The organism is Gemmiger formicilis (assembly GCF_016901605.1).
GTDB classification, from domain to species: Bacteria; Bacillota; Clostridia; order Oscillospirales; family Ruminococcaceae; genus Gemmiger; species Gemmiger formicilis_B.
This window is the reverse complement of sequence record NZ_JACJKP010000450.1, coordinates 1-447: the sequence shown is the minus strand read 5'-3', so window position 1 is coordinate 447 and position 447 is coordinate 1. Positions and strand designations below refer to the sequence as shown.

General features: G+C 61.5%; 1 protein-coding gene. It reads right to left on the bottom strand.

What is annotated here, in order from left to right:
- Window positions 1-317 (bottom strand): hypothetical protein (locus tag H6B10_RS15385; protein ID WP_204652349.1); only part of this gene is annotated, 317 nt, incomplete at its 3' end.
- Between the last annotated feature and the right edge of the window lie 130 nt (window positions 318-447).

Genomic DNA, 447 nt, shown 5'->3' with positions numbered 1-447 from the left:
CCGGGAAGTTCGCTGTCACGGTACAGGGTGCACAGGACCTGGTCGTCCCAGGCCGCGCCGGTGCGCTGCTGCCGGCAACCGTAGGATTCACTGCCGTCCGCCTGTACGTGGCAGGTCACGGCCACGATGGTCAACTGCCCGTCCTCCAGGTCGAAGGCGGCGGCTGTCTCGCCGGTGCAGCCCGCCCAGGTCACCCCCTCCTGCCGGAACAGTTCGGTCAGGGCGTTGTCGGGGGAAGCGTTGCTTGGGGACTGTCCGCAGGCGGTCAGAACCACCGCCAGGCACAAGGCCAGAGCCAGACAGAACAACCGTTTCATAGTGTGCACATCCTTTCGGCCTGATCTTGGAATTTTATACCCAGTATGACACGGTTTGCAGGAGGACGGCAAGAGGCGGATTTCACAAAAATCGTGGGGCGATTTTGGCACACAACAAAAAAATACCGCC